Raw genomic sequence first — 22,130 nt, 5'->3', positions numbered from 1 at the left:
TCATGGCTGTGCCTGCTGCTCCATCGCCTGCCACACGGCCAGGGCGCTCACTGTCTCGGCTACGTCGTGCACGCGCACGATGCGCGCACCGTTTACCACGGCCAGCAGTGCCGCCGCCACGCTGGGCAGCATGCGCTCCCCGGCCACGGCCAGCCCCGTCACCGCCCCCAGGGACGACTTGCGCGACCAGCCGGCCAGCACGGCATGGCCCGTGGCCACCAGCTCCTGCTGCCGTGCCAGCAGGGCAAAGTTCTGCTCCACCGTCTTGCCGAAGCCGATGCCAGGGTCCAGCGCAATGCGCTCCCGGGCCACGCCCAGGGCCTGCAGGCCGTCGGCCGCCCGCGCCAGGAACGACAGCACCTCGCGCACCACGTCGCCCGCCATGGGCGCCACCTGCATGGTCTGCGGGTCGCGGTGCATGTGCATCAGGCAAACCCCGCACAGGGGATGGCCGGCCACCACGGCCGCCGCGCCGGGCTGGCGCAGCGCCCACACGTCGTTGACGATGTCGGCCCCCAGGTCGAGCACGGCCTGCATCACCCCGGGCTTGTAGGTGTCCACCGAGACCGGCACGCCCAGCGACACGGCGCCCTGCACCACCGGCAGCACGCGGGCCAGTTCCTCGGCCAGCGGCACCGCCGGGCTGCCGGGGCGTGTGGATTCACCGCCGACATCGAGGATGTGGGCGCCGTCTTTCACCAGCTGTTCGCAATGCCGCAGCGCCGCCGCCGTGCTGGCATGCTGCCCGCCATCCGAGAAGGAATCGGGCGTGACGTTGACGATGCCCATGACCTGCGGCCGGGCAAGGTCGATGGCGAAGCGGGAGGTCTGCCAGAACATGGAAAAAGGGGGGGGGTGCACCGCCAGGGGCGCACCGGCAGGGGGAATGAAGGGACGTGGATGCGGATGGGGCGAAGAAGGGAGCAGAGCAGGCCCAGCCACGAAAAACGGGGCACTGGGCCCCGTTGGTGCGGTTGAACCGCTGGTTCGCCTGCCTCGCCTGGCCCTGTCAGGCGGCCGACGGTGCTGCCGGTGCAGCCTCGGTGGCCACGGCAGGTGTGCCGCCGCCCGGGGTGTCGCCACCCGACGAAGGCGTGCGTGGCGTCCAGTCCTTGGGGGGACGGGGCGGCTTGCCGGCCATGATGTCGTTGAGCTGTTCCATATCGATGGTTTCCCATTCGAGCAGGGCCTTGGCCATGGCGTGCATCTTGTCGCTGTTCTCTTCGATCAGGCGGCGCGCCAGGTCGTACTGTTCATCGATGATGCGGCGCACTTCGCTGTCGACCTTTTCCATGGTCTGCTCGCTCATGTTCGTGGTCTTGGTGACCGAGCGGCCCAGGAAGACTTCGCCCTCGTTCTCGGCGTAGACCATGGGGCCCAGGGCCGTGGTCATGCCGTAGCGGGTGACCATGTCGCGCGCGATGTGCGTGGCACGCTCGAAGTCGTTGCTGGCGCCAGTGGTCATCTGGTTCATGAACACTTCTTCGGCGATGCGGCCACCGAACAGCATGCTGATCTGGTTGAGCATGTATTCGCGGTCGTAGCTGTAGCGGTCCTGCTCGGGCAGGCTCATCGTCACGCCCAGAGCACGGCCACGGGGGATGATGGTGACCTTGTGCACCGGGTCGCACTTGGGCAGCAGCTTGCCGATCAGGGCGTGGCCGGCTTCGTGGTAGGCCGTGTTGCGGCGCTCTTCCTCGGGCATGACCATGCTCTTGCGCTCGGGGCCCATGAGGATCTTGTCCTTGGCCTTCTCGAAGTCCTGCATCTCCACGGTGCGGGCGTTGCGGCGAGCAGCCATCAGGGCCGCTTCGTTGCACAGGTTGGCCAGGTCGGCACCGCTCATGCCGGGCGTACCGCGGGCGATGATGCCCGGAGCCACGTCCTGGCCGATCGGGATCTTGCGCATGTGCACGTTCAGGATCTGCTCGCGGCCACGGATGTCGGGCAGCGTCACGTAGACCTGGCGGTCGAAACGGCCGGGGCGCAGCAGGGCGGCGTCCAGGATGTCGGGGCGGTTGGTGGCAGCCACCACGATCACGCCGAGGTTGGTCTCAAAGCCGTCCATCTCGACCAGCATCTGGTTCAAGGTCTGTTCGCGCTCGTCGTTGCCACCACCCAGGCCGGCGCCACGCTGGCGGCCCACGGCGTCGATTTCATCGATGAAGATGATGCAGGGGGCGTTCTTCTTGGCGTTGTCGAACATGTCGCGCACACGGGCCGCGCCCACGCCGACGAACATTTCCACGAAGTCCGAACCCGAGATGCTGAAGAACGGCACCTTGGCTTCGCCCGCGATGGACTTGGCCAGCAAGGTCTTGCCGGTGCCGGGCGGGCCGACCAACAGCAGGCCGCGCGGAATGCGGCCGCCGAGCTTCTGGAACTTCTGCGGGTCCTTGAGGAAGTCCACGACTTCCTTGACTTCTTCCTTGGCCTCGTCGCAGCCGGCCACGTCCGCGAACGTGACCTGGTTGTTGTTCTCGTCGAGCATGCGCGCCTTGCTCTTGCCGAAGCTGAAGGCACCACCCTTGCCGCCGCCCTGCATCTGGCGCATGAAGTACACCCACACGCCGATGAGCAGCAGCATGGGGCCCCAGCTGACCAGCAGGGTCATGAGCAGGGAGCCTTCCTCGCGGGGCTTCACGTCGAACTTGACGTTGTGGCTGATCAGGTCGCCCACGAGGCCACGGTCCAGCACGGAGGCGTTCGTACGGATCTTGCGGTCGTCGTTGGTGACGGCCACGATCTCGCCGCCGCTCAGCCCTTCCGGGATGGTGGCGCTCTTGATACGATTGTTACGAACTTCCTCGAGGAATTCGGAGTACCCGATATGTCCTGCGCTGGCGCCGCCACGGGTGTCAAACTGCTTGAACACCGTGAACAGCACCATGGCAATGACCAGCCATACGGCAATTTTTGAAAACCACTGATTGTTCAAGCGGGGCTCCAGTTGCAAGGGAGAAAGGGCGACGGTCACAAAGCCGTCACGGCCTATATGTGGCCCATTTTAGGTCTTTCAAGCCAAGGCGCCATGGCTATTCCCCCTAGCGGCCATGGGCACCGCTCGGGATTTGCGGGGGTTTTTCACATATTCGCGCGCGTTTTGCCCCCGACATGCATCCACTGTTCTGGATTTTCGGCGTTTCAAGCCGCTTTCTTGAGCCCCATGCCGACGAGGAAGGTTTCCGACGATTTGTCGCGCGAGGCCTTGGGTTTGACGGGTTTCACGACCTTGAAAGTCTGCTTGAACAGCGTGACCAAGTCGCTGTAGCCGCTGCCATGGAACAGCTTGACCACCAGCGCCCCGTCGGGCTTGAGGTGGGCCGTCGCGAAATCCACCGCCAGCTCCACCAGATGGGAAATGCGGGCAGCGTCGGCCGATTCAATGCCCGAGAGATTCGGCGCCATGTCCGAGACCACGACGTCCACCACCCGGCCCTCCAGCGCCGCCTCCAGCTGGGCGAGCACCGATTCCTCGCGGAAATCGCCGTTCAGGAAGGTCACGCCCTCGATGGGCTCCATGGGAAGGATGTCCAGCGCGATGATGTTGCCATTGAGCTGCCCCGTGGCCGCGCCGCTGGGCGACAGGCGCCGGCGCACGTACTGGCTCCAGGCGCCCGGGGTGGAGCCCAGGTCCACCACGGTATTGCCGGGCTTGATCAGGTGCAACTGCTCGTCGATTTCCTTGAGTTTGTAGGCCGCACGGGCCCGAAAACCCTCTTTCTGGGCCAACTTGACATAGGTGTCGTTGACGTGGTCGTTGAGCCACGCCTTGTTGACCTTCTTGCTTTGGGTTTTAACTTTCATTGTGTTTTTCTTTCAGCCTCGATAATACGGCCCATGCCCCAAATTCAATTGACCCCCGCCGAGCGCCGGGAACACCGCGCCAACGCCCACCATCTCGACCCCGTGGTGCTCGTGGGCGGCGACGGCCTGACCCCCGCCGTCCAGAAGGAAATCGACGCCGCCCTGAATGCCCACGGGCTGATCAAGGTGCGCGTCTTCGGCGACGACCGTGCCGCGCGCGAGCTGATGTACCAGCAGCTCACGGCCGACCTGAACGCCGCCCCGATCCAGCACATCGGCAAGCTCCTGGTGCTGTGGCGCCCTCAGCCTGCCAAGGAGCGCACCATCGACGAGGACCGCATGCCTGGCCCGCGCGACGTGAAGGTCCTGAAATACAGCAAGCGCGCCGGCCAGCGCCCCGAGGTCAAGCAGCTGCGCGTGCTGGGCAACCAGCGCCTGACGCCTGGCGGCCAGATCAAGCGGGCCAAGAAGCCCAAGCTCAAATCCGTCAAGAAACGCCAGGCCGACTGATCCGAATGGTCGTCGCCGCCACGCCTGCTGGCAGCGCTGCGGCCCCCGGGGGCCAGCGCCACGTCATCTGCATGAAATGGGGCACGAAATACGGCCCCGAATACGTCAACCGGCTCTATGCCATGGTGCGCAGGCACCTGTCGGGCCCGTTCCATTTCGTCTGCCTCACCGACAACAGCGCAGGCATCCGCAGCGAGGTGCAGTGCCTGCCCATCCCGCCACTGGACCTGCCCGCGGGCATCCCCGAACGCGGCTGGACCAAGCTCGTCACCTTCAGCGCCGACCTGCACGGGCTCAGGGGCACGGCCCTGTTCATGGACGTGGACGTGGTGGTCACCGGTTCGCTCGATGGTTTCTTCACCGAGCCGGGCGAATTCCTCATCATCCACGATTACAAGCGCCCCTGGCGCATCACCGGCAATTCGTCGGTCTACCGCTTCGAGTTGGGCGCGCACCCCGATGTGCTCGATTACTTCCGCGGCCACTTCGCCGAGATCCGCGAGCAGTTCCGCAACGAGCAGGCCTACCTGTCGGATTTCCTGCACCGCCAGGGCAAGCTCGCCTACTGGCCCGCAGCTTGGTGTCCGAGCTTCAAGTACCACGGCATCCCTGCCTGGCCCAGCAACTACTGGAAAACACCCTCCGTGCCGCCAGACGCACGCATCGTGATCTTCCACGGCGAGTGCAACCCGCCCGACGCGCTGGCCGGCCGGCGCAACCGGCGTTTTCGCTACATCCGGCCCGCCACCTGGGTGGCGGAGCACTGGCACGAGTGATCAGGCCCCGGGCTGGGCGGCTGCCGGCCCGGCTTCGCCATTGACCGAGGCCGGCGGGACCTGCACGGTGCGCCACAGCACCACCAACGCACATATCCACTGCAGCACGTACATGCCCGTGCCCACGGAATGCCACAGGCGCAGGTCCTGCCGCGCCACGATGCGCGGCGACACGCCGAACTGAACCAGCAGGGCGAGCAGCAGACCCCCGAGCACGAAACCCAGCGCCGCCTTGGCCCAGGGCTCCTGGACTTCTTCATGCCGGCGCCGGGAGATGAGCAGCAGCAACATGCAGCAGGCGATCGTGACCCAGGTCTGCGCCGCGAACAGCTTGGCCGCCATCTGCCCGGCGATCGCAGCCGAGGGCAGGTGGGCGAACAGCAGGGGCACCACCAGGAAACCCACGGTGGTGAGACTGCCCCACCACAGGGCGGCAGCCAGGGCCGGAAGGCGCGCAGCGGTCATGAAAGCAAAAAGGCCTGGCCTCAGACGTAGCTGACGGCCACCACTTCGTAACGGCGAACGCCACCGGGCGCCTGCACTTCGGCGGTATCGCCCTCTTCCTTGCCGATCAGCGCGCGCGCGATGGGGCTGGAAACGTTGATCAGGCCCTGCTTGAGGTCGGCCTCGTCCTCGCCCACGATCTGGTAGGTCACCGTATCGCCGGTCTCTTCGTCCTCGAGCTCCACCGTGGCGCCGAACACCACCTTGCCGCCCGCATCCACCGCGGTCGGATCGATGATCTGCGCGGCGGACAGCTTGCCTTCCACTTCCTGGATGCGGCCTTCGATGAAGCCCTGGCGGTCCTTGGCAGCTTCGTACTCGGCGTTCTCGCTCAGGTCCCCCTGGGCGCGGGCGTCGGAAATGGCCGTGATCACCCAGGGGCGGTCCACGGTCTTCAAGCGGTGCAACTCTTCGCGCAGCTTCTCCGCGCCGCGCTTGGTGATGGGAATGGTGGTCATGTCCGTCGTCGTTCGGGTTGTCAAAAAAACGACACCGCCGGGCGCAGGCCGGGCGGTGTCATGGACATGATTATGCCGCGTGTTGGGCGCGCTTCAAAGCACCCTAGAAACCCGCAAAAAGAGGCGATGTTTTCAATCCCGACCGGCGCGCTCGATGCTTGACGCCGCCAGCGCCGGGTCGGAGAAGCAGATCTCGTGGCTGCCCTGGCACTCCACCAGGCGGAACAGGCCCAGCCGCTCCGACAGGCGCGGGTGCCAGGGCAGGCTGTGGGGCAAGGCCACGTCCTGCTGGGCATTGAGGTAGCTCTTGCCGATCTCCAGCGCCGCCAGGGGCGCGGGCAGGCGCGCGGGTTCGGTGAAGGTGCGGTAGGGATGCGCGTTGAGCAGTGCGTAGCTGCTTTTCGCCAGGGCCTCGTCGGCATCGTTGATGAAGGCCTCGCGCCAGATGGGGTACGGCAGCATCACCGCGTTGCCGTTGGCCGCGGCGATGCCATCGAACAGCGCGCGGTAGTGCGGCGGCACCAGGTCGTTGAGGCACTCGCCGTCCTGCGGGACAAAGGCGTTCCAGTACACCAGCCGGCGGATGCGCCCCGGCAGCCGTGCCGGCATGTGGCTGATGACCATGCCGCCATAGCTGTGGCCCACCAGGCGCACATCGCGCAGGTCCTGGCCCTCGATGAAGGCCGCGAGCGAGTCCACCGCATCGGCCAGGCCCGTGGCCGCGCGGTCGTCGCCCGGCCGGTTGCCGGCCAGCGTGGGGCAATGCACGGTATGGCCACGCGCGCGCAGGTGGCCGGCCGTGGCCTCCATCTCGGCGCCAGTGTGCCAGGCGCCATGGACCAGGACATAGGTATCCGCCATCGTTGTCTCCTTCGTTGGTTGTGACAGGCTGGGCGACATGCCCTGCCCTGGCGGTACCTTAGGAGGAAGACGGCTGCCTGGATGGCCTGTGCGTGCCAAGCCCCTGTGCTGTGTGTGCCAAGGCTTTCAGCGCCGCCGCCACGCGGCCGGCGACATGCCCATGGCGCGCTGGAAGGCACGCGCGAAGTGCGATGCATCGGCAAAGCCGCAGCGCCGCCCGATCTCGGCCACGGAGACATGGGCCAGCTGCGGGCGGCACAGCAGATCGCCGGCACGTGCCAGGCGCAGCTGGCGCAGCGTGCCCGCAAAGGTGCTGCCCTGCGCCGCAAACGCTCGGTGCAGGGTGCGCAAGGAGATCCCGGTCTCATCGGCCAGCACCTGTGCCGACAGGCCGCCCTGGTCGATCCGGGCCGCCATGAGCGCAGACAGATGGGCGTGCAGGCCCTGGGCGGCACCGGCAGGCACCACGGGCTGCTCCAGCGCGGCCGACAGCAGGGCCCCCAGGTGGTCCGACAGCAAGGCGGGCGGCAAGGCCTGGGCCGAGGCCGGATCACGCGCGAGCTGCACCGCCAGGGCGCCCAGGCTCTGGCCCCAGCCCTGGTCGCGCCAGGCCACGCGGGGCCCGCGCGCCTCGGCCTGGACCAGCCACTGCCCCACCCAGGCACGCGGCAGCTGCAGCGAGACGCAGCCCACGCCTTCGGGAAAATGCAGTTCGTAGGGCCGGGCCGAATCCACCAGCGCCACGTCACCCGGGCGCAAATGGGCCACCTGCCCGTCCTGGCGCACATGCCAGGAGGATTCGGCCTGGGCGATCAGATAGAACGGCAATTGCCGGCTGCAGGCAATGCCGGCGGGCGTACGGTACACATCCTGGGTGGAGGCCCGCACCTGGTTGACCGAGAGGCTGGCCACCGGCAGGCTCTGCAGCACGCCATCGAAGGTGGTCGCCTCGCGCGAGCTGCAGTCCATCTCCAGGAAAGCCTCGCAGATGGCGCCCACCCAGTAGTCCAGCCGCGCCGCAGGCGCGACCACCTCGGTCGACCATCGGCGCAGGGGCTGCGGGGCAGGTGCGGTAGCGGCAGGCATGGCGCCAATCTAGCGGCAAGACCCAACGGCAGGCAACAGGGCAAGCCCGCAGGCAAAGAAAAAGCCCCGTGGAGGCGCGCTCCACGGGGCTCGGCGGCCACGGCTGGCCGGCGGGATCAGGCTGCCGCGAGCTGCGCGTGCAGTTCCTGCACCGAGTACACGTCCAGCTTGTCCATGTACTTCATGCCTTCCACGGCCGCCTCGGCGCCGAAGATGGTGGTGAAGGTGGTCACGCGGGCCAGCAGCGACGAGGTGCGGATGGCGCGCGAATCGGCGATCGCGTTGCGGCGCTCTTCCACGGTGTTGATGACCATCACGATCTCGTTGTTCTTGATCATGTCCACGATGTGCGGGCGGCCCTCGGTCACCTTGTTGACGACCTGCACCGGCACGCCGGCCGCATCGATGGCGGCGGCCGTGCCCTTGGTAGCCACGAGCTCGAAGCCCATAGCCACGAGCTGGCGAGCGATGTCCACGGCACGCGGCTTGTCGGCGTTCTTCACGGTGAGGAACACCTTGCCCGAGGTGGGCAGCTTGGTGCCCGCGCCGAGCTGGCTTTTCACGAAGGCTTCGCCGAAGGTCTTGCCCACGCCCATGACTTCGCCGGTGGACTTCATCTCGGGGCCGAGGATGGTGTCCACGCCGGGGAACTTCACGAAGGGGAACACGGCCTCCTTCACGCTGAAATACGGTGGTGTCACTTCCTTGGTGATGCCCTGCGAGGCCAGCGTCTGGCCGGCCATGCAGCGCGCGGCCACCTTGGCCAACTGGATGCCGGTGGCCTTGCTCACGAAAGGCACCGTGCGCGAGGCGCGCGGGTTCACTTCGAGCACATAGATCACGTCCTTGCCGTCGACTTCCTGGATCGCGAACTGCACGTTCATCAGGCCCACCACGCTCAGGCCTTCGGCCATGGCAGCGGTCTGGCGCTTGATCTCGTCAATGGTCGGCTGCGACAGGTAGTACGGGGGCAGCGAGCAGGCAGAGTCGCCGCTGTGCACGCCGGCCTGCTCGATGTGCTCCATCACGCCACCGATGAAGGTGACGCCTGCGGAGTCGCGCACGCAGTCCACGTCGCACTCGATGGCGTTGCTCAGGAAGCGGTCCAGCAGCACAGGCGAGTCGTTGCTCACCTTGACGGCCTCGCGCATGTAGCGCTCCAGGTCGCGCTGCTCGTGCACGATTTCCATCGCGCGGCCGCCCAGCACGTAGCTGGGGCGCACCACCAGGGGGTAGCCCAGGGCGGCGGCCTTTTCCAGGGCCTCGGGTTCGGTGCGCGCCGTGGCATTGGGCGGCTGGCGCAGGCCCAGGTCACCGAGCAGCTTCTGGAAGCGCTCGCGGTCTTCGGCCGCATCGATCATGTCGGGGCTGGTGCCGATGATCGGCACGCCCTCGGCTTCGAGGCCCAGGGCGAGCTTCAGGGGCGTCTGGCCGCCGTACTGCACGATCACGCCGACCGGTTTTTCCTTGTCCACGATCTCCAGCACGTCTTCCAGCGTCACGGGCTCGAAGTACAGGCGGTCGGAGGTGTCGTAGTCGGTGGAGACGGTCTCGGGATTGCAGTTGACCATGATGGTCTCGTAGCCATCCTCGCGCATCGCCAGCGCTGCGTGCACGCAGCAGTAGTCGAACTCGATGCCCTGGCCGATGCGGTTGGGACCGCCGCCGAGCACCATGATCTTCTTGTTGTTCGTCGGTGCGGCCTCGCACTCTTCCTCGTACGTGGAGTACAGGTAGGCGGTGTTGGTGGCGAACTCGGCGGCGCAGGTGTCCACGCGCTTGTAGACCGGGCGCACGTTGAGCGCGCGGCGCGCTTCGCGCACGGCCTTCTCGGTGGTCTTGAGCAGCTTGGCCAGGCGGCGGTCGGAGAAGCCCTTTTGCTTGAGCGTGCGCAGCGTGGTCGCATCGATCGCGGCCAGTGCGCCCTCGCCCTTCTCGGCCGCAAGCTGGTCGATATCGAGCTCGATCTTCACGATCTGCTCGATCTGCACCAGGAACCAGCGGTCGATCTTGGTCAGCTCGAACACCTCGTCGACCGACAGGCCCATGGCGAAGGCGTCGCCCACGTACCAGATGCGCTCGGGGCCGGGCTCGCCCAGCTCCTTTTCGAGCACTTCGCGGTCCTGGGTCTTCTCGTTCATGCCGTCCACGCCCACTTCCAGGCCGCGCAGGGCCTTCTGGAACGATTCCTGGAAGGTACGGCCCATGGCCATGACCTCGCCCACGGACTTCATCTGCGTGGTCAGGCGGCTGTCGGCCGTGGGGAACTTCTCGAACGCGAAACGCGGGATCTTGGTGACCACGTAGTCGATGGACGGCTCGAACGAGGCCGGCGTGATACCGCCCGTGATCTCGTTGCGCAGCTCATCGAGTGTGTAGCCCACGGCCAGCTTGGCCGCGACCTTGGCGATCGGGAAACCCGTGGCCTTGGAGGCCAGCGCCGAGGAGCGCGAGACGCGCGGGTTCATCTCGATCACGACCATGCGGCCGTCCTTGGGATTGATCGAGAACTGCACGTTGGAGCCGCCCGTGTCCACGCCGATCTCGCGCAGCACCGCCAGCGAGGCGTTGCGCATGATCTGGTATTCCTTGTCGGTCAGCGTCTGCGCGGGGGCCACGGTGATCGAGTCGCCGGTGTGCACGCCCATCGGGTCCAGGTTCTCGATGGAGCAGATGATGATGCAGTTATCCGCCTTGTCGCGGACCACTTCCATCTCGTACTCCTTCCAGCCGAGCAGCGATTCTTCGATCAGCAGCTCGTTGGTGGGCGAGGCTTCCAGGCCGCGCTTGCAGATGGTCTCGAACTCTTCGGGGTTGTAGGCGATGCCGCCGCCCGTGCCGCCGAGCGTGAAGCTGGGGCGGATCACGGTGGGGAAGCCCACCTGCTTTTGCACGCCCCAGGCCTCTTCCATGCTGTGGGCGATGCCCGAGCGCGCCGAGCCCAGGCCGATCTTGGTCATCGCGTCCTTGAACTTCAGGCGGTCTTCGGCCTTGTCGATGGCCTCAGGCGTGGCACCGATCAGCTCAACCTTGTACTTGTCGAGCACGCCCTGGTGCCACAGGTCGAGCGCGCAGTTGAGCGCGGTCTGGCCGCCCATGGTGGGCAGGATGGCGTCGGGGCGTTCCTTGGCGATGATCTTCTCGACCGTCTGCCAGGTGATGGGCTCGATGTAGGTCACGTCGGCCGTGGCCGGGTCGGTCATGATCGTCGCGGGGTTGCTGTTGATCAGGATGACCTTGTAGCCCTCTTCGCGCAGGGCCTTGCAGGCCTGCACGCCGGAGTAGTCGAACTCGCAGGCCTGGCCGATGATGATCGGGCCAGCGCCGATGATGAGGATGCTTTTGATGTCTGTACGTTTTGGCATGTTGCGTCGATCAGTCGATCGTGGGTTCGGCTGCCTGGGGACTGGCGGGCGTGGCGGCGGCTGCAGCGTCGCGGCGCGTGTTGATCTTGGCGATGAGCGCCTGCGCGCGCTCGGGCGGCAGGTTCTTCTGCATCAGCTGCAGCAGGCCATCGCCCTGCACCAGGGGCAGCAGCACTTCGGTTTCCGCGTCATAGAAGGTCACGTCCCATTCGGCCATGGCTTCGGCGAAGGTCTCGTCGTCCCAGGTCTTGCCCTTGGCCACCAGCGTGACCAGAGGCATGGCCTTGTTCTCGATGAAGGACTTCTTGTAGGGCTTTTGCGCCCAGCGCTCGATGAACCACTCGCGGTGCGGCGACGGCAGGGTCAGCACACGCTTGTGGATGGCTTTCTCGAGCGAGGCCTGGGGGAAGCTGAAGAGTTTCATGGCGCGGTTCCTTCAGGGGCTTATTGGGTGCGCGCGGCCCGCATCGCGTCGGTGAAGCGGTCGAACAGGTAGGCGATGTCGTGCGGGCCGGGCGATGCCTCGGGGTGGCCCTGGAAGCAGAACGCCGGCTTGTCCGTGTGCACCAGGCCTTGCAGCGTGCCGTCGAACAGGCTCACGTGCGTGGCGCGCAGGTTGGCAGGCAGCGAGTCCATCTCCACGGCAAAGCCGTGGTTCTGGCTGGTGATGCTCACGCGGCCGGTATCCAGGTCCTTCACGGGGTGGTTGGCACCGTGGTGGCTGTTGACCATCTTGAAGGTCTTGGCGCCTGCGGCCAGGGCCATGATCTGGTGGCCCAGGCAGATGCCGAAGGTGGGCACGCCGCTGTCGACGATGGTGCGTGTGGATTCGATGGCGTAGTCGCAAGGCTGTGGATCGCCAGGGCCGTTGGAGAGGAACACGCCATCGGGCTTCATGGCCAGCACGTCGGCGGCAGGCGTCTGGGCCGGCACCACGGTGACCTTGCAGCCGCGCTGCGCGAGCATGCGCAGGATGTTCTTCTTCACGCCGTAGTCGTAGGCCACCACATGGAACTGCGGTGCCTCGAGCTGGCCGTAGCCCTTGCCCAGCGTCCACTCGGTCTCGGTCCACTCGTAGCGGGTCTTGGTCGACACCACCTTGGCCAGGTCCAGCCCGGCCATGTTGGGCGCGGCCTTGGCGGCCGCCAGGGCTTCGTCGATCAGCGCCTGCGTCACGCTCTGGCCTTGTGCCAGGCCGATGATGGCGCCGTTCTGGGCACCCTTTTCGCGCAGCAGGCGGGTGAGCTTGCGGGTGTCGATGTTGGCGATGGCCACGGTGCGTTCGCGCACCAGGTACTGCGACAGCGTTTCGGTGGAACGGAAGTTGCTGGCCAGGAGCGGCAGATCCTTGATGATCAGGCCTGCGGCATGGACCTTGTCGGCTTCGATATCCTCGGTGCTGACGCCGTAGTTGCCGATGTGCGGATACGTCAGGGTGACGATCTGCTGGCAGTAGCTCGGGTCGGTAAGGATTTCCTGGTAGCCGACGATGGAGGTGTTGAACACCACCTCGCCGACGGTGGTGCCGGTGGCACCGATCGAATTGCCGATAAAGACCGTGCCGTCTGCGAGCGCCAGGATGGCGGGCGGGAAGGTTCCCTTGAGAGACAAAAGCACTGGGTTCTCCGAATGGTTACGGTCGCCCGGAGTCGCAGGAAGAGGTCCTGGGACTGCTGTTTGTGGGAAGTTTGCTTTGGGTGCGGCCGGGCGACGTGTTTGCGGGAAAGCCTCCAATTGTAGCCTGAGAGGCCCATCTTGCAGGATTAACCCGGTATTTTGCCCTGCATTTGCCGCCACTTGCCGGCCGCTGGCTCGCTGCTGCATGGTCGCGCAGGCTGCGCACCGCGCTATCACTTGCATAGCAAATTTCATTGTAACAAGCGGCGACAACTGCTGCATGTCCTTGCGCCGGTGTTGGCCGCAGCGCTGCGCCGCCCGGCGGCGATGGCGCGACCACGGCGCCGTCTCGGGATCCGAGAAGCTTTTCACGAAACGACACAACTTCCCGGCGCGGCAGGCAGGCCCGACGGGGGCCCTCCGCTAGACTTTCCCGCATCGTTTGACACACCGAGAGAGACGGGATGACCAAGACTTCGATCGCACTGGCGTGCGCACTGTTTTCCACCCTGGCCGTCGCCCAGGACCTGGCGGCCTACCCGCAGGTCTTCACCGGCCCGCAGGGCCTGGAGGTGGTGCTGGCACCGACCACCGACGGCAAGGCCGCGCTGATGCGCGTGAGCGGCGTCAACAACCCCATCGACAAGGTAGTCCTCCTGGGCAAGCAGGAGCAGCGCGGCAGCGGCAGCGAGGCCTATGTGACCACGATCGATGGCCGCGACTGGGGCCTGGTGCACAAGCAGGCCAACCGCTATGGCGGCGGCGAGCGCTATGTCACCTACCTGCCGGGCCGCCAGGGTGCGGTGGACCTGGCCTTCGACGAGAAGAAGAGCAAGGCCCTGAACATTGCCGAACTCAAGACCGCCTATGCGCGCCAGCAAAAGGACGGCGTGCAGGAAAAGCTCGCCCGCTTCGACCGCGACAAGCACCTGGCCTCTGCCCAGGCGGAGCTGGCCAACACCGATACCTCGGCCAGCAGCGCCTGCGGCAGCCCGGTGAAGACGGCGGTGGACTGGAAGACCGTCGACGACGACAAGCTCAAGAAGCTCAGCATCCAGAGCTTCTGCGGCGAAGTCGCCTCGCAGATCGGCAGCATGTGCGGGAGCAATGCCGGCTTCAAGGCCAAGGCCGCCACGCTGGGCCAGGTCCAGTGCCAGTTCGGCCCCGAGATGAAGCTGCGCGTGGAGGGCCAGAAACTGGTGTTCACCACGCACCAGGATGCGCCCAACCAGGGCGACTTCGTCCAGCAGTTCCTGCGCAACCAATAGTACGGCTTTGCCTTCGGGCGCCTAGCGTCGTTGGTTCGCCTTGCCGTGCTACAGCACTGTCTGCGGCTTCCCGCCTAGCTATACGCCCGAATCCAAATCCGTACGGGTAGGTGGATCAGCGCCCTGCCGACAGGGCGCGTTGCGCCGCACTCGCGTGCAGGCAGATGGCGGCGGCCGCGCCCACGTTGAGCGACTCCTCCCCGCCGGGCTGGGCAATGCGGATGTGGTGGCTTGCTCGCTCCTGCAGCACCGTGCCCACGCCCTGCCCTTCGTGCCCCATGACCCAGGCGCAGGGCCAGGGCAGCTCGGCGCGGTGCAGGTAGTCGCCCTGGTGCGAGCTGGTGACAAGCATGGGCAGTTGCAGGCCCGCCAGGTCTTCGGGTGCCAGGCCTTCGATCAGGTCGAGCGCGAAATGCGCGCCCATGCCGGCGCGCAGCACCTTGGGCGACCACAGCGCGGCGCTGCCCTTGAGCGCCAGCACCTGCCGAAAACCGAAGGCCGAGGCACTGCGCAGGATGGAGCCGACATTGCCTGCGTCCTGCACACGGTCGAGCACCACGGCGGCCACACCGGCCCGGGGGGCCTTGCCATCAGGCAGGTCGAGGAGGAAACCCATCTTCGCGGGCGACTCCAGGCCACTGATGTCGGCAAACAGCGTGTCGGCCAGCACCACCACCTTGGGTGCGGCCTTGCCCCATTCGGGCTGGGCCGTGGGCCACAGCGATTCGGCGAACACCGCCACGGCCGGCGCCACGCCGCGCTCCAGCGCCGCGCGGCACAGGTGGTCGCCCTCGAGCCAGACACGGCCCTGCTTGCGGTAGGCACCGTTGTCCTGCGCCAGGCGGCGCAGGTCCTTGACCCAGGCGTTGTCGCGCGAATGGATGGCTGTGATGGAAGATGATGTCATGGAAGGACGAAGCTGCCGCGCAGGGAAAGGAGCGGCCAGAGGCCTCAGGCGCTGATGTGTTCGGAGGCAAGGGGCGACACCAGCACCTGCGCCACGGGCGCGAACGAGCGCCGGTGGTGGATGCAGGCGCCATGGGTGCGCAGGGCTTCCATGTGCACCAGGGTGCCATAGCCCTTGTGGGCCGAGAAGCCGTAGTGCGGGAAATGCGCATCCACCTCGTTGCACCAGCGGTCGCGGTGGACCTTGGCGAGGATGGACGCGGCGGAGATGGATTTCACCAGCGCGTCGCCCTTGACGATGGCCTCGGACGGCACGTCGAGCCGGGGCAGTTGGTTGCCATCCACCAGCACGCGCACGGGCTTCAAGCGCAGGCCCATCACGGCGCGGCGCATGGCCAGCAGCGTGGCCTGCAGGATGTTCAGCTGGTCGATCTCCTCGACGCTGGCCTCGGCGATGGCAAAGCACAGGGCCTTGGCACGGATCTCATCGAACAGGGCCTCGCGGCGCAGCGCCGTGAGCTTCTTGGAATCGTCGAGCCCGGCAATGGGGCGCATGTCGTCGAGGATGACGGCGGCAGCCACCACGGGCCCGGCCAGCGGGCCGCGGCCGGCCTCGTCCACGCCGGCCACCAGGCCGGGCGGGTGCCAGTCCAGGCTCACCTGTTCAGACAGCAGTGGTGGCAAGGATTTTCTCGATCGCATCGGCAGCCAGTTGGGAGGTGTCGCGCCGCAGGCTCGCATGCAGCGCGGAAAAACGCTGTTCCAAAGCCGTGATGGTAGCGGGATGCTGCGATTTTGCATCCAGCCATTGCAGCGTGGCGTCGCACAGCGCCTGCGGCGTGGCCGCATCCTGGATCAGTTCGGGCACGACGAATTCGCCGCACAGGATGTTGGGCAGCCCGACCCAGGGCTGCAGCTGCTTGCGCTTCATGAGCCACCAGCTCAAGGGGTGCATGTGGTAGCCGATGACCATGGGGCGCTTGAACAGCGCCGCCTCCAGCGTGGCCGTGCCGCTGGCGATCAGCGTCACGTCGCAGGCCGCCAGCACCGTGTGCGACTGGCCGGTGACGATCTGCAGCATGTCGGCCACGCCCTGCTCGCGCGCCACCTGCTCGATGCGTGCCTGCAGCGCGGGAACGGCTGGCACCACCATGCGCAGGTTGGGGCGCGCCTTGCGCAGCAGCGCCGCCGCAGCGAAGAACGCGGGCGCAATGTACTGCACCTCGGCCGAACGGCTGCCCGGCAGGATGGCCAGCACCTCGTCGGCATCGGCCAGGCCCAGGCGCGCACGCGCGGCGCTGCGGTCCGGCACCTCGGGGATCACGCTGGCCAGCGGATGGCCGACGTAGGTGGCGGCAATGCCGTGGCGCGCCAGCAGCTCGGGCTCGAAGGGGAAGATGCACAGCACATGGCCGGCGCTCTTGCGGATCTTCTCCACACGGTCGGCACGCCAGGCCCAGATGGAAGGGCAGACGAAATGCACCGTGGGAATGCCGGCGGCGCGCAGGTCGGCCTCGAGCCCCAGGTTGAAGTCGGGCGCGTCCACACCGATGAAGACGTCGGGCCGGTCGGCCAGCAGGCGCGTGCGCAGTTGCTTGCGAATGCCGAGCAGTTCGCGCAGGCGGCGGAGCACCTCCATGCTGTAGCCGTGCACGGCCAGTTTGTCGCTGGGCCACCAGGCCGTGAAGCCGCGCCTGGCCATCTGCGGCCCGCCGATGCCGTGCGCCATGGTGGCCGGCCAGCGGGCCTGCACGCCATCGAGCAGCAGGCCGGCCAGCAGGTCACCCGAGGCTTCGCCTGCGACCATCGCCACGCGGGGCGCCTTGTCCGTCATTCGGAAATCCCTCGGACCGGGATCAGCGGGCAATGCCCGCGGCCGAAGCCTCGAGGAAAGCGTCCATCAGTGCCACGTCGGTGGCGGCTTCGGGCATTTCCCCGGGCAGGGCCAGGATGAGCTTGCGGGCCTCGTCCAGGGTCAGGCCCTGGCGGTACAGCAGCTTGTGCATCTCGCGGATGGCCGCGATGCGCTGGGCCGAGAAATCGCGCCGGCGCAGGCCCACCAGGTTCACGCCACGCACGGCCAGCGGGCTGCCGTCCACCACCATGTAGGGCGGCACGTCCTTGTTGACGTGGCTGGAGAAACCGACCATGGTGTGCGCGCCGACGCGCACGCGCTGCAGCACGCCCGTGAGGCCACCCACCGTGGCCCAGTCGCCCACCTCCACGTGGCCGGCCAGCGTGGTGTTGTTGGCCAGGGTGGTCTGGTGGCCGATGGTGCAGTCGTGCGCGATGTGCGCGTAGGCCATGATCCAGTTGTCGTCACCCACCGTGGTCTCGCCACGGTCCTGCACCGTGCCGGTGTTGAAGGTGCAGAACTCGCGGATGGTGTTGCGGTCGCCGATCACCAGGCGCGTGGCTTCACCGGCGTACTTCTTGTCCTGCGGAGCGGCGCCCAGCGAGGCGAATTGGAAGATGCGGTTGTCCTGGCCGATGGCGGTGTGCCCTTCGATGACGCAGTGCGCCCCCACCGTGGTGCCGGCACCGATCACCACGTTCGGGCCGATCACGGCAAAGGGCCCCACCTGCACCGAAGGGTCCAGGCGGGCGCCGTCGGCAACGACGGCGGTGGGATGGATGTTGCTCACGTTCGACACCGGCGCAAGCGGATCAGCCCACCTGGCGCATGGTGCACATGAGTTCGGCCTCGCAGGCCACTTCCTCGCCCACGCAGGCCAGGCCCTTGAACTTCCAGATGCCGCCGCGCACGCGGTCGATGGTGATGGTCATCACCAGCTGGTCGCCCGGCTCCACGGGGCGCTTGAAGCGCGCACCGTCGATGCCGACGAAGTAGTAGATGTTGTTCTCGTCGGGCACCTTGCCCATAGCATCAAACGCCAACAGCCCGGCGGCCTGGGCCAGGGCTTCGAGGATCAGCACGCCGGGCATCACCGGGCGGCCCGGAAAGTGCCCCATGAAGTACGGCTCGTTGAAGGTGACGTTCTTGATCGCCTTGATGTGCTTGTTGCTCTCCAACTCGATCACCTTGTCCACCAGCAGGAACGGGTAGCGGTGCGGCAGTTGCTTGAGAATCGCGTGAATATCCATCATCGAGTTGTTCTTCCGTTCATGCTGCCTTGAGAGCTTGCTCCAGCGCCTTGATGCGCTCTCGCAAGCTGTGCAGTTGTTTGAGTGTTGCAGCGTTTTTTTCCCACCGCGCATTGTCGTCGATGGGGAACATGCCGGTGTACTGGCCCGGCTGGGTCAATGAGCGGGTGACCACGGTGGCCGCAGAGATGTGCACATTGTCGGCCAGCGTGAGGTGGCCCAGCACGATGGCACCGCCGCCCACCGTGCAGTGCGCGCCGATGGTCGCACTGCCCGCCACGCCGACGCAGCCGGCCATGGCCGCATGCTTGCCGATGCGCACGTTGTGGCCGATCTGGATCAGGTTGTCGAGCTTCACGCCGTCCTCGATGACGGTATCGTCCAGCGCACCGCGGTCGATACAGGTGTTGGCCCCGATCTCCACGTCGTTGCCGATGCGCACGGCGCCCAGTTGCTCGATCTTGACCCACTGGCCCTTCTCGGGCGCAAAACCGAACCCGTCGGCACCGATCACCACGCCGGAATGCACGATGCAGCGCTCGCCGACATGGCAGTTCTCGCCCACCGTCACGCGCGACCTGAGCACCGTGCCGGCACCGATGTGCGCACCGCGCTCGACCACGCACAAGGGGCCGATGGTGGCGCTGGGATGCACCTGCGCCGAGGCATCGACCACGGCACTGGCATGCACCCCACCCGGCCCCGCAGGCGCGGTGTGCTGGCGCCACAGCTGGGTGGCGCGGGCGAAGTAGACGTAGGGGTTGTCCGCCACGATGCAGGCGCCCCGTGCCACGGCAGCCTCGCGCATCGCCGGGGCCACAATGACACAGGCCGCCCGGGAGGCGGCCAGTTGCTGCTGGTAGCGGGGGTTGCTCAGGAAGCTGAGATCCCCCGGCCCCGCAACCTCCAGTGGCGCGATGCGGGAGATGACGGTATCACCCGCCCCTCCCTCCAGCGTGCCCCCCAGCGCATCGACGATGTGCCCGAGACGCAAGCTCACACGCCACCCGCCCAGCGCTGGTAAGGCTGCTTACTTGGCAGGCGCTGCATTGAGCGCCTTGATCACCTTGTCGGTGATGTCGTGCTTGGGGTTGATGTAGGCGACTTCCTGCAGGATCACGTCGTACTTCTCAGCCTCGGCGACCTGCTTGACGATCCGGTTGGCGCGCTCTTGCAGGGCTGCGTACTCTTCGTTGCGGCGGGCGTTCAGGTCTTCCTGGATTTCGCGGCGCTTGCGCTGGAAGTCACGGTCCTGGTCCACCAGCTGGCGCTGGCGGATGGCGCGCTGGCTCTCGGCCAGCGTGGGGGCTTCACGCTCGAATTTCTCGGAAGCAGTCTTCAGGGCATTGCCCATGTCCACGAGATCCTTCTCGCGGCGCGTGAATTCCTGCTCGAGCTTGGCCGATGCCGCCTTGGCCGAGGTGGCCTCGCGCAAGATGCGGTCGGTGTTGATGAAACCGGCCTTGAAGGACTCTTGCGCTTGCGCGGGAACCGCCATGGCAAAGCTGCCAAGCAACATGACCAGGGCGAAATGGCGGGAAAGGGAGTTCATTAGAAAGACGTTCCAATCTGGAATTGCAGTTTCTGGATTCTATCGCCAGCAAACTTGCGTACCGGTTGTGCAAAGGCCAGGCGCAGCGGGCCCAGCGGGGAAATCCAGCTCAGGCCCAGCCCCACGGAGGCTCGCATGTCGCTGGCGGTTACTTTTTCATGCTCGCCATACACATTGCCTACATCCATGAAGGTGAAGACGCGCAGCGTACGGTCGTTGCCCGCGCCCGGGAAGGGTGCGATCAGCTCGGCATTGAGGGTGACCTTCTTCGGGCCGCCCAGGGAGGAGCCCGTCACGTCGCGCGGACCCAGGGTGCCCTGGTCGAAACCGCGCACCGAGCCCAGGCCGCCCGAGTAGTAGTTCTTGAACACGGGGAACGGCCGGCCGTTCATGCCCTTGCCGATGCCCAGTTCGCCGTTGAAGGCCAGCGTGAAGCGCTTGTTCAGCGGCACGTACTGCTGGTACTGGTAGTTGGCGCGCACATAGCGGGCATCGCCGGCCACCGACCACTCGGAATTCACGCGCTGGTAGCGGCCCGAATTGGGGGCCAGCGCGCTGTCGCGATCGTCGCGCGACCAGCCGATGGTCAGCGGGATCGAGGTGCTCTTGTAGCCGAAGTTGTCGGCATAGGCCAGGTAGGTGGCGGGGATGTTGGTGCCGGGCTTGATGGTGGTCTGCTCCAGGCCGCCACCGAAGAACACCGTGTCCGTCTCGCTGAACGGCACGCCAAAGCGCATCGAGCCACCGGTGGTCACCAACTGGTAGTTGCCGCCCTGGTCCTCGTAAGGCTTGTCGGTGCGGTAGTACAGGTCCACCGTGCGCGAGATGCCTTCGTCCGTGAAATACGGGTTGGTGGTGCTGAACACCAGCGTGCGGCGGTACTTGCTGGTGTTGACGTCCACACCCAGGTAGTTGCCGGAGCCGAAGAAGTTCTCCTGCTTGATGCCGAAGGACAGGGCCACCTTTTCGGCGCTGGAGAATCCAACGCCCATCTGCAGCGAGCCCGTGGGCTTTTCGGCCACGTTGATCACCAGGTCCACCTGGTCGGGCGAGCCCGGCACCTCCTGCGTCTCGACATTGACTTCGGTGAAGAAGCCCAGGCGGTCGACGCGGTCGCGCGACAGGCGGATGCGCTCGCCGTCGTACCAGGAGGCCTCGTACTGGCGGAACTCGCGGCGGATCACTTCATCGCGCGTGCGGTTGTTGCCACTCACGTTGATGCGGCGCACGTAGGCACGGCGCGAGGGCTCGACCTGCAGCACCAGGGCCACGCGGTTGTTCTCGCGGTCGATCTCAGGCACGGCCTCCACGCGCGCAAAGGCAAAGCCGAAGCGGCCGAAGTACTCGGAGAAGGCCTTGGTCGTCTCCGTCACCTGGTCGGCGTTGTAGGGCTCGCCGGGGCGGATGGTGATCAGCGACTTGAATTCGTCCTCGCGCTCCAGGTAGTTGCCTTCGAGCTTGACACCCGAGACCACGAAGCGTTCGCCTTCGAACACGTTCACGGTGATCGAGATGCCCTGCTTGTCCGGCGAGATCGCGACCTGCGTCGACTCCACGCGGAACTCCAGGTAGCCGCGCTGCAGGTAGTAGGTGCGCAGGGTTTCCAGGTCGGCATTGAGCTTGGCGCGCGAATAGCGGTCGGACTTGGTGTACCAGCTGAGCCAGCCGCCCGTGTCCTGGTCGAACAGGCCCTTGAGCGTGGATTCGCTGAAGGCCTTGTTGCCGACGATGCGCACTTCGTTGATGCGCGCGGGTTCGCCCTCGACCACCGAGAAGGTGAGGTTCACGCGGTTGCGCTCGATCGGCGTCACCGTGGTCACCACCTCGGCGCCGTACAGGCTCTTGTTGATGTACTGGCGCTTGAGCTCCTGCTCGGCGCGGTCGGTCAGCGCCTTGTCGTAGGGGCGGCCTTCGGTCAGGCCGACTTCGCGCATGCTCTTCTTGAGGGCATCCTTGTCGAACTCGCGGGTGCCCGAGAAGTCCACGTCGGCGATGGTGGGGCGCTCTTCGACCACCACCACCAGCACGTTGCCCGAGGCTTCCAGGCGCACGTCCTTGAACAGGCCCAGGCCGAACAGCGCGCGGATGGCCGCAGCGCCCTTCTCATCGTTGTAGTCATCGCCCACGCGCAGGGGCATGGATGCGAAGATGGTGCCGGGCTCCACGCGCTGCAGGCCCTCCACACGGATGTCCTGCACCTTGAAAGGCTCCAGTGCCCACGCCGCGTTGGCGACAAAGACCATGGCTGCAATGGCCGATGCGGTACGCACGCCCAGGCGATTGATTGGATTTTTCATGAATGGAACTGGAGCCGC

Annotated in this window: 21 protein-coding genes; 3 read left to right on the top strand and 18 right to left on the bottom strand. The window is 66.4% G+C overall.

Annotated elements, in window-relative coordinates; all coding sequences use genetic code 11:
• The 3 genes from folP to AC07PF_RS24470 all read right to left on the bottom strand — a co-directional run bounded on the left by folP (position 1) and on the right by AC07PF_RS24470 (position 3,807).
• Positions 1 to 840, bottom strand: coding sequence for a dihydropteroate synthase (gene folP / locus AC07PF_RS24480; protein ID WP_494613588.1), 840 nt, complete (start codon positions 838 to 840; stop codon positions 1 to 3).
• 169 nt (positions 841 to 1,009) lie between these two features.
• A complete protein-coding gene (gene ftsH, locus AC07PF_RS24475) occupies positions 1,010 to 2,938 on the bottom strand; it encodes an ATP-dependent zinc metalloprotease FtsH (protein ID WP_007852345.1) in 1,929 nt (642 codons plus the stop codon).
• Between the two features lie 206 nt (positions 2,939 to 3,144).
• Positions 3,145 to 3,807 carry an RlmE family RNA methyltransferase gene (locus AC07PF_RS24470; RefSeq protein ID WP_494613587.1) on the bottom strand — a complete coding sequence of 221 codons (663 nt, stop codon included), beginning with the start codon at positions 3,805 to 3,807 and terminating at the stop codon, positions 3,145 to 3,147.
• Between the two features lie 33 nt (positions 3,808 to 3,840).
• Here AC07PF_RS24470 and AC07PF_RS24465 point away from each other — a divergent pair, with 33 nt between their 5' ends.
• A complete protein-coding gene (locus tag AC07PF_RS24465) occupies positions 3,841 to 4,317 on the top strand; it encodes a YhbY family RNA-binding protein (RefSeq protein WP_007852340.1) in 477 nt (158 codons plus the stop codon).
• A 5-nt stretch (positions 4,318 to 4,322) separates the two neighbouring features.
• Positions 4,323 to 5,093, top strand: coding sequence for a glycosyltransferase (locus tag AC07PF_RS24460; protein WP_494613586.1), 771 nt, complete (start codon positions 4,323 to 4,325; stop codon positions 5,091 to 5,093).
• Here AC07PF_RS24460 and AC07PF_RS24455 read toward each other — a convergent pair whose 3' ends face one another.
• The 7 genes from AC07PF_RS24455 to carA form a co-directional block, all read right to left on the bottom strand.
• On the bottom strand, positions 5,094 to 5,558 hold the full coding sequence (locus AC07PF_RS24455; RefSeq protein WP_494613585.1) for a DUF4149 domain-containing protein: 465 nt from the start codon (positions 5,556 to 5,558) through the stop codon (positions 5,094 to 5,096).
• 20 nt (positions 5,559 to 5,578) lie between these two features.
• The gene (gene greA / locus AC07PF_RS24450; protein WP_007852327.1) at positions 5,579 to 6,055 is read right to left on the bottom strand and encodes a transcription elongation factor GreA; all 477 of its coding nucleotides are present in this window, start codon (positions 6,053 to 6,055) and stop codon (positions 5,579 to 5,581) included.
• A 132-nt stretch (positions 6,056 to 6,187) separates the two neighbouring features.
• A complete protein-coding gene (locus AC07PF_RS24445) occupies positions 6,188 to 6,916 on the bottom strand; it encodes an alpha/beta fold hydrolase (RefSeq protein WP_494606214.1) in 729 nt (242 codons plus the stop codon).
• Positions 6,917 to 7,042: 126 nt separating this feature from the next.
• Positions 7,043 to 8,002, bottom strand: coding sequence for a helix-turn-helix domain-containing protein (locus AC07PF_RS24440; RefSeq protein WP_494613584.1), 960 nt, complete (start codon positions 8,000 to 8,002; stop codon positions 7,043 to 7,045).
• Positions 8,003 to 8,118: 116 nt separating this feature from the next.
• Positions 8,119 to 11,367 (bottom strand): carbamoyl-phosphate synthase large subunit, encoded by a 3,249-nt coding sequence (carB, locus tag AC07PF_RS24435; protein ID WP_007852319.1) that lies wholly within the window; start codon positions 11,365 to 11,367, stop codon positions 8,119 to 8,121.
• 10 nt (positions 11,368 to 11,377) lie between these two features.
• A complete protein-coding gene (locus AC07PF_RS24430) occupies positions 11,378 to 11,791 on the bottom strand; it encodes a hypothetical protein (protein WP_007852317.1) in 414 nt (137 codons plus the stop codon).
• Positions 11,792 to 11,811: 20 nt separating this feature from the next.
• The gene (gene carA / locus AC07PF_RS24425; RefSeq protein WP_494613583.1) at positions 11,812 to 12,984 is read right to left on the bottom strand and encodes a glutamine-hydrolyzing carbamoyl-phosphate synthase small subunit; all 1,173 of its coding nucleotides are present in this window, start codon (positions 12,982 to 12,984) and stop codon (positions 11,812 to 11,814) included.
• A gap of 464 nt (positions 12,985 to 13,448) precedes the next feature.
• On the opposite strand from carA, the gene AC07PF_RS24420 reads away from it, so the two are divergent.
• A complete protein-coding gene (locus AC07PF_RS24420) occupies positions 13,449 to 14,252 on the top strand; it encodes a hypothetical protein (protein WP_494613582.1) in 804 nt (267 codons plus the stop codon).
• A 115-nt stretch (positions 14,253 to 14,367) separates the two neighbouring features.
• Here AC07PF_RS24420 and AC07PF_RS24415 read toward each other — a convergent pair whose 3' ends face one another.
• The 8 genes from AC07PF_RS24415 to bamA are packed head-to-tail and all read right to left on the bottom strand — an operon-like array spanning position 14,368 to position 22,112.
• Entirely contained in the window at positions 14,368 to 15,159 is a 792-nt protein-coding gene (locus AC07PF_RS24415) for a TrmH family RNA methyltransferase (RefSeq protein WP_494606221.1), read from the bottom strand.
• A 44-nt stretch (positions 15,160 to 15,203) separates the two neighbouring features.
• A complete protein-coding gene (gene rnhB, locus AC07PF_RS24410; RefSeq protein WP_494606223.1) occupies positions 15,204 to 15,860 on the bottom strand; it encodes a ribonuclease HII in 657 nt (218 codons plus the stop codon).
• Entirely contained in the window at positions 15,823 to 16,992 is a 1,170-nt protein-coding gene (gene lpxB / locus AC07PF_RS24405) for a lipid-A-disaccharide synthase (protein ID WP_494613581.1), read from the bottom strand. Before lpxB ends, rnhB begins: the two co-directional genes overlap by 38 nt.
• Before the next feature lie 22 nt (positions 16,993 to 17,014).
• Positions 17,015 to 17,812, bottom strand: a complete 798-nt coding sequence (lpxA, locus tag AC07PF_RS24400) for an acyl-ACP--UDP-N-acetylglucosamine O-acyltransferase (protein ID WP_494606227.1) — start codon at positions 17,810 to 17,812, stop codon at positions 17,015 to 17,017.
• Positions 17,813 to 17,825: 13 nt separating this feature from the next.
• A complete protein-coding gene (fabZ, locus tag AC07PF_RS24395; protein WP_007852304.1) occupies positions 17,826 to 18,266 on the bottom strand; it encodes a 3-hydroxyacyl-ACP dehydratase FabZ in 441 nt (146 codons plus the stop codon).
• Between the two features lie 16 nt (positions 18,267 to 18,282).
• On the bottom strand, positions 18,283 to 19,263 hold the full coding sequence (gene lpxD / locus AC07PF_RS24390; RefSeq protein WP_007852302.1) for a UDP-3-O-(3-hydroxymyristoyl)glucosamine N-acyltransferase: 981 nt from the start codon (positions 19,261 to 19,263) through the stop codon (positions 18,283 to 18,285).
• 30 nt (positions 19,264 to 19,293) lie between these two features.
• A complete protein-coding gene (locus AC07PF_RS24385) occupies positions 19,294 to 19,815 on the bottom strand; it encodes an OmpH/Skp family outer membrane protein (RefSeq protein WP_494613580.1) in 522 nt (173 codons plus the stop codon).
• Positions 19,815 to 22,112, bottom strand: coding sequence for an outer membrane protein assembly factor BamA (bamA, locus tag AC07PF_RS24380; RefSeq protein ID WP_145698041.1), 2,298 nt, complete (start codon positions 22,110 to 22,112; stop codon positions 19,815 to 19,817). Before bamA ends, AC07PF_RS24385 begins: the two co-directional genes overlap by 1 nt.
• Between the last annotated feature and the right edge of the window lie 18 nt (positions 22,113 to 22,130).

This window comes from Acidovorax sp. GW821-FHT10A04, from assembly GCF_059415825.1.
This window is presented reverse-complemented; position numbering and strand designations above follow the sequence as displayed.

What these genes read in the sequence shown, in the direction of transcription:
- folP (WP_494613588.1), bottom strand. Translation starts at nt 840, where the DNA reads ATGTTCTGGCAGACCTCCCGCTTCGCCATCGACCTTGCCCGGCCGCAG.
- AC07PF_RS24470 (WP_494613587.1), bottom strand. Translation starts at nt 3,807, where the DNA reads ATGAAAGTTAAAACCCAAAGCAAGAAGGTCAACAAGGCGTGGCTCAAC.
- AC07PF_RS24465 (WP_007852340.1), top strand. Translation starts at nt 3,841, where the DNA reads ATGCCCCAAATTCAATTGACCCCCGCCGAGCGCCGGGAACACCGCGCC.
- AC07PF_RS24460 (WP_494613586.1), top strand. Translation starts at nt 4,323, where the DNA reads ATGGTCGTCGCCGCCACGCCTGCTGGCAGCGCTGCGGCCCCCGGGGGC.
- AC07PF_RS24455 (WP_494613585.1), bottom strand. Translation starts at nt 5,558, where the DNA reads ATGACCGCTGCGCGCCTTCCGGCCCTGGCTGCCGCCCTGTGGTGGGGC.
- greA (WP_007852327.1), bottom strand. Translation starts at nt 6,055, where the DNA reads ATGACCACCATTCCCATCACCAAGCGCGGCGCGGAGAAGCTGCGCGAA.
- AC07PF_RS24445 (WP_494606214.1), bottom strand. Translation starts at nt 6,916, where the DNA reads ATGGCGGATACCTATGTCCTGGTCCATGGCGCCTGGCACACTGGCGCC.
- AC07PF_RS24440 (WP_494613584.1), bottom strand. Translation starts at nt 8,002, where the DNA reads ATGCCTGCCGCTACCGCACCTGCCCCGCAGCCCCTGCGCCGATGGTCG.
- carB (WP_007852319.1), bottom strand. Translation starts at nt 11,367, where the DNA reads ATGCCAAAACGTACAGACATCAAAAGCATCCTCATCATCGGCGCTGGC.
- AC07PF_RS24430 (WP_007852317.1), bottom strand. Translation starts at nt 11,791, where the DNA reads ATGAAACTCTTCAGCTTCCCCCAGGCCTCGCTCGAGAAAGCCATCCAC.
- AC07PF_RS24420 (WP_494613582.1), top strand. Translation starts at nt 13,449, where the DNA reads ATGACCAAGACTTCGATCGCACTGGCGTGCGCACTGTTTTCCACCCTG.
- AC07PF_RS24415 (WP_494606221.1), bottom strand. Translation starts at nt 15,159, where the DNA reads ATGACATCATCTTCCATCACAGCCATCCATTCGCGCGACAACGCCTGG.
- rnhB (WP_494606223.1), bottom strand. Translation starts at nt 15,860, where the DNA reads ATGCGATCGAGAAAATCCTTGCCACCACTGCTGTCTGAACAGGTGAGC.
- lpxB (WP_494613581.1), bottom strand. Translation starts at nt 16,992, where the DNA reads ATGACGGACAAGGCGCCCCGCGTGGCGATGGTCGCAGGCGAAGCCTCG.
- fabZ (WP_007852304.1), bottom strand. Translation starts at nt 18,266, where the DNA reads ATGATGGATATTCACGCGATTCTCAAGCAACTGCCGCACCGCTACCCG.
- AC07PF_RS24385 (WP_494613580.1), bottom strand. Translation starts at nt 19,815, where the DNA reads ATGAACTCCCTTTCCCGCCATTTCGCCCTGGTCATGTTGCTTGGCAGC.
- bamA (WP_145698041.1), bottom strand. Translation starts at nt 22,112, where the DNA reads ATGAAAAATCCAATCAATCGCCTGGGCGTGCGTACCGCATCGGCCATT.